The organism is Mesorhizobium sp. M4B.F.Ca.ET.089.01.1.1, assembly GCF_004022605.1.
Classification (GTDB): Bacteria; Pseudomonadota; Alphaproteobacteria; order Rhizobiales; family Rhizobiaceae; genus Mesorhizobium; species Mesorhizobium abyssinicae.
Map to the genome: position 1 here is coordinate 1 of NZ_RZOS01000436.1, position 4,700 is coordinate 4,700.

Annotated in this window: 8 protein-coding genes; 6 read left to right on the forward strand and 2 right to left on the reverse strand. The window is 63.5% G+C overall.

The window, feature by feature from the left end; translation table 11 throughout:
- The 3 genes from EN780_RS27910 to EN780_RS27920 form a co-directional block, all read left to right on the forward strand.
- Positions 1-422 (forward strand): response regulator (locus EN780_RS27910; RefSeq protein WP_133372739.1); only part of this gene is annotated, 422 nt, incomplete at its 5' end.
- Entirely contained in the window at positions 419-688 is a 270-nt protein-coding gene (locus EN780_RS27915) for a hypothetical protein (protein ID WP_128275907.1), read from the forward strand. The genes EN780_RS27910 and EN780_RS27915, both read left to right, overlap by 4 nt.
- 13 nt (positions 689-701) lie before the next feature.
- The gene (locus EN780_RS27920; protein WP_128275908.1) at positions 702-1,130 is read left to right on the forward strand and encodes a hypothetical protein; all 429 of its coding nucleotides are present in this window, start codon (positions 702-704) and stop codon (positions 1,128-1,130) included.
- An 89-nt stretch (positions 1,131-1,219) separates the two neighbouring features.
- On the opposite strand, the gene EN780_RS27925 is transcribed toward EN780_RS27920, so the two are convergent.
- Positions 1,220-1,903 (reverse strand): response regulator transcription factor, encoded by a 684-nt coding sequence (locus EN780_RS27925; RefSeq protein ID WP_127393290.1) that lies wholly within the window; start codon positions 1,901-1,903, stop codon positions 1,220-1,222.
- Between the two features lie 12 nt (positions 1,904-1,915).
- Positions 1,916-2,161, reverse strand: a complete 246-nt coding sequence (locus tag EN780_RS27930; RefSeq protein ID WP_127393291.1) for a hypothetical protein — start codon at positions 2,159-2,161, stop codon at positions 1,916-1,918.
- 69 nt (positions 2,162-2,230) lie between these two features.
- On the opposite strand from EN780_RS27930, the gene EN780_RS27935 reads away from it, so the two are divergent.
- Genes EN780_RS27935 through EN780_RS27945 form a run of 3 tightly spaced genes read left to right on the forward strand, consistent with a single transcriptional unit; the run spans position 2,231 to position 4,660 of the window.
- Positions 2,231-2,929, forward strand: a complete 699-nt coding sequence (locus tag EN780_RS27935) for a fumarylacetoacetate hydrolase family protein (protein ID WP_128275909.1) — start codon at positions 2,231-2,233, stop codon at positions 2,927-2,929.
- A 4-nt stretch (positions 2,930-2,933) separates the two neighbouring features.
- Complete coding sequence (gene maiA, locus EN780_RS27940) at positions 2,934-3,584, forward strand: maleylacetoacetate isomerase (protein ID WP_127393293.1); 651 nt, start codon at positions 2,934-2,936, stop codon at positions 3,582-3,584.
- Positions 3,585-3,619: 35 nt separating this feature from the next.
- On the forward strand, positions 3,620-4,660 hold the full coding sequence (locus EN780_RS27945) for a zinc-dependent alcohol dehydrogenase family protein (RefSeq protein ID WP_128275910.1): 1,041 nt from the start codon (positions 3,620-3,622) through the stop codon (positions 4,658-4,660).
- Positions 4,661-4,700: the final 40 nt, after the last annotated feature.

Genomic DNA, 4,700 nt, shown 5'->3' on the forward strand with positions numbered 1-4,700 from the left:
CAGATGCGCCCGCCAGCACCGCCGATCTGGAGCGGCCGCGAGGCTACGGCCTGTTCGGCACCAAGGTGTTGCTGGTCGAGAACGATGCCGACGTACTGCAGGCGATGACCTTCCTGCTCGAGCGCTGGCAATGCCAGGTGCGCGCCGCGACCTCGACCGACGACGCGCTCGACATGCTCGGCGACACCGACTGGGTGCCCGACATTGTCATTGCCGACCAGCATCTCGACGGCGGCGACCTCGGCACCGCCACCATCGGCGAGGTGCGCGAGTATCTCGGCCGCCCAGTGCCGGCGCTGATCGTCACCGCCGACGGATCGGACGTCGTCGCCAAGGCCGCCCGCGCCGACGGCATCGAATTGATGCGCAAACCGCTGAAGCCGGCGCAACTGCGGGCGCTGCTGGCGCATCTGCTGGCTTGAAGCTGGTGCTGATGCATCTCACCCAGACCATCTCGTACAGGAACCGTACCGACAGTCCGATCCGGATCGTCGTGGAACCTTGGGCACATCAGTATCTGATCGATCCATCAACAGAAGCGGAGTTTCGATTCTTCGGCGAACCCGCTTCCGCGGGCCGGATCGAAATCGAAGAAGCCGGAACCCATCTTTGCCTGTGGCCCCCTGATGGGGGATTTGCTCGGCTTTTTGTCGACGGCCGCGAGCTTAAGCAGGTAGCTCAGGAGTGATCCAGAAATCGCAATGATAGTACAATTCCATGGCATCACATTCGACCTGGCTGCCGGATGGGAAGACATAACCGACGACGTTCCTGGAGCGTGGCCCCCTACCTTAGCCAAGGCATCGGGTGTCGGCGCTCTTCAATTCTCTATCGCCAAATATCGGAGCGGGGAAAAACCTAACGCGGGTTTCGAGGTTCTTAGATCGTTCATGATCGAATTTTGCCACAACAACCTCATAGACACCAATCATATTTCGGAGGAGAAATTCGCAAATACAATGAGTGTTGGCGTATTGTCTCGGAAAGCGGACGAAACGTTGTCTGCTTGGTACTTGTCGAATGGGAACGATTTTGCTTTCGTGACCTATGTCGGCCTTGGTGAAGAAAGCGAGATTATGAATGAAGAACTAGATGAAGTGAGAGCAGTCGTTTCGTCGATATCGTTTTAGGGGCTGTTGGTCTGTCGGAAATGAATTACGGTGACGGTGCACTTTTTCGTGCTCGCTCGGCGTCATCACCTGCAGGGTGATTGCAAACCTCAAAATCCCGCCTGATCCCGAAACAGCTCCGCATTGTCGAGCTTCGACACCTCGATCACCGCCTGCGTGCGGCTGTAGACGTTCAGCTTGCGCAGGATCTCGGAGACATGCGCCTTGACCGTGGTCTCGCCGACCTGCAGCTCATAGGCGATCTGCTTGTTGAGCATGCCCTGGCGCAGCATCTGCAGCACCCTCAGTTGCTGCGGCGTCAGCCGCGCCAGGCGCTGCACCATGTCAGCACGGTCGATGCTGTCGGCGTCGGGCGGCTGGATCTCGTAGGTCTCCGGCACATAGATCGCGCCGTCCATCACCGAGCGGATGGCGCCGGCGAGGTCGCTCTTGCGCGCCGATTTCGGGATGAAGCCGGCCGCGCCGTAGGACAGCGCCTCGGAAATGATGCGCGGCTCCTCATAGCCGGAGACGATCACCACCGGCAGGCGCGGATGGCGGGTCCTCAGCTGCAGCAACCCGTCGAACCCGTGAACGTCGGGCATGCTGAGGTCGAGCAGCGCGAGGTCGAACGGCTTCGGGCCGGCCAGCAGGTCGAGCGCCTCGGCGATCGAGCGCGCCTCGACCGTATCGACGTCCGGATAGGCCATCTGCACGGCGCTGTGCAGCGCCTCGCGGAACAGCGGATGGTCGTCGATGATCAGAAACCGGGCGCGATCGTTGACTGCGGTCATGATGAGGTCGCTTCACTTGCGCCCAGAATAGGATAATCCCGCAACCATGGCCAGATTATTGGCAAACAATACATCGCCATTCTTGCCGTCGATTGCAGTGCCCAGGTGACGCCATAACCGGAAACGAAAGTAAACGACATGCCGCCGAATGGCCCACAGCGCTGTTTCTTTTGGCCGCGACGGTTTTTTGAACGTCGGCCCGGCCTTGTTCCGCTGAAATTCAGCCGGCAAGCGCCGGTATGACCAGCGCCTTGCCATCGCGCATCCCTTGCCGGGTCGCGCAAATCGGCCGAATGTGCCGACCAGAGATACGATTGAGAGAAACGCATGACGGAATTCGTCCTTCCTTTGCCCGCGACCCCGTCCGTTGCCGTCGCGGGCTCGCAAGAACGCTTCGCGGTGCGCCGCATCTTCTGCGTCGGGCGCAACTATGCGGCGCATGCAAGGGAACTCGGCAATGACGAGCGCGATCCGCCCTTCTTCTTCACTAAGCCGGCCGACGCGGTGGTCGACAGCGGCGCCACCATCCCCTACCCGCCACTGACCGCGAACCTGCATCACGAGATCGAGCTGGTCGCGGCGATCGGCAAGGCGGGCTTCCGCATTCCCCGTGACCAGGCGCTTGCTCATGTCTGGGGCTATTCCGTCGGCATCGACCTCACCCGGCGCGACCTGCAGGACCAGGCCAAGAAGGCGGCGCGGCCCTGGGACTGGTCGAAGGCCTTCGACCGTTCCGCCCCGTGCGGCGCGCTGGTCCCGGCGCAGAAGTCCGGCCACCCCGCGAAGGGCCGCATCTGGCTCGCCGTCGACGGCAAGGTCCGGCAGGATGCCGACCTTGCCGAGCTGATCTGGCCGCTCGCAGACATCGTCTCGATCTGCAGCGAGTCGGTCGAACTGGAACCGGGCGACCTGATCTTCACCGGCACGCCAGCCGGCGTCGGCGCGGTCGGGCCGGGCGAAACGATGACCGGCGGCGTCGACGGCATCGGCGCCATCGAAATCACCATCGGCCAGCCGGCAGCGTGATGCGATGAGCGATCTGATCCTCCACAACTACTACCGCTCCTCCACCTCCTACCGGGTGCGCATCGCGCTGGAGATGAAGGGCCTCAGCTACGATTACGTGCCGCACCATCTGCGCCATGGCGAGCACCTCGAAGCCGCCTACCGCGCGGTCAATCCGCAAGGGCTGGTGCCGGCGCTGGTTCTCGGCGACGGCCGGCTTTTGACGCAGTCGCTGGCGATCATCGAATATCTCGACGAGACCGTGCCCGAGCCGCCGCTTCTGCCGAAGGACGCGCTCGGCCGGGCGCGCGTCAGGATGCTGGCGCAGATGATCGCCTGCGACATCCATCCGGTGAACAATCTGCGTGTGCTCACCTCGCTCCGCACGCTGTTCGGCGCCAGCGACCAGGATGTCGTCAACTGGTTCCGCCACTGGGTGAACGAAGGGTTCCAGCCGCTTGAGACGATTCTCGCTTCATCGCCCGAGACCGGCACCTTCTGTCACGGCGACACGCCCGGCCTTGCCGACATCTGTCTCGCCGCCCAGGTCACCAACAACGCCCGTTTCGGCGTCGACATGGCGCCCTATCCGGTGATCTCGCGCATCCACGCCGCCTGCATGGCGCTGCCGGCTTTCCGCAAGGCGGCGCCGGAGAATCAGGTAGACGCGGAGTAGCCGCACAATTCCGGGTAGAGCATGAGGAGTTGCCGATGAAAGCCGTCGTCTTCGAGAAGTTCGGCGAGGCGCCGACGATCCAGACCGTCCCCGACCCGAAGCCGGCGCCGGAAGGCGTCGTCATCAAGGTCGAGGCGACCGGGCTTTGCCGCAGCGACTGGCATGGCTGGATGGGCCATGATGACGGCATCACGCTGCCGCATGTGCCCGGCCACGAACTCGCCGGCATCGTCGTCGCCGCAGGCAAGCGGGTGACCCGCTGGAAGGCCGGCGACCGCGTCACCGTGCCGTTCGCCATTGGCTGCGGCCGCTGCTTCGAATGCACCTCGGGCAACCACCAGGTTTGCGAGCACCAGACGCAGCCCGGCTTCACCGGCTGGGGCTCGTTCGCCGAATATGTCGCCATCGACCATGCCGACACTAACCTGGTGCGCCTGCCGGACGAGATGGACTTCGCCACCGCCGCCAGCCTCGGCTGCCGCTTCGTCACCTCCTTCCGCGCCATCGTCGACCAGGGCCGGGTGAAGCCGGGCGAATGGGTGGCCGTGCATGGCTGTGGCGGCGTCGGCCTGTCGGCGATCATGATCGCCAGCTCGATGGGCGCCAACGTCATCGCCATCGACCTCACCGACGAGAAGCTGGACTTCGCAAGGAAGATCGGCGCCGTGGCGACCATCAATGCCTCGAACACCCCCAACGTGGTCAAGGCGGTCAAGCAGATCACCAATGGCGGCGCGCATATGTCGATGGACGCGCTCGGCCACCCGACCACCTCGTTCAACTCGATCGCCAATCTGCGCCGGCGCGGCCGTCACGTTCAGGTCGGCCTGATGCTGGCCGAGCATGCCAAGCCGCAGGTGCCGATGGACAAGGTCATCGCCTTCGAGCTCGAGATATTCGGCAGCCACGGCATGCAGGCCTACCGCTATCCGGCGATGATGGAAATGATCCGCACCGGCAAGCTGAAGCCGGAACTACTGATCGGCAAGAAGATCAGCCTCGAGGAGGCGCCTGCGGCCTTGATGGCGATGGGCGGCTTCGAGGGCATCGGCATCGGCGTAGTGACGAAGTTCTAGGAGCGGATGCCGGCGTCACGCCGAAGCCGCGGGTCTCGGC

Coding starts and splice junctions, on each gene's coding strand:
- maiA (WP_127393293.1), top strand. CDS start 2,934: ATGAGCGATCTGATCCTCCACAACTACTACCGCTCCTCCACCTCCTAC.
- EN780_RS27930 (WP_127393291.1), bottom strand. CDS start 2,161: ATGGCAAGGCGCTGGTCATACCGGCGCTTGCCGGCTGAATTTCAGCGG.
- EN780_RS27935 (WP_128275909.1), top strand. CDS start 2,231: ATGACGGAATTCGTCCTTCCTTTGCCCGCGACCCCGTCCGTTGCCGTC.
- EN780_RS27920 (WP_128275908.1), top strand. CDS start 702: ATGATAGTACAATTCCATGGCATCACATTCGACCTGGCTGCCGGATGG.
- EN780_RS27945 (WP_128275910.1), top strand. CDS start 3,620: ATGAAAGCCGTCGTCTTCGAGAAGTTCGGCGAGGCGCCGACGATCCAG.
- EN780_RS27925 (WP_127393290.1), bottom strand. CDS start 1,903: ATGACCGCAGTCAACGATCGCGCCCGGTTTCTGATCATCGACGACCAT.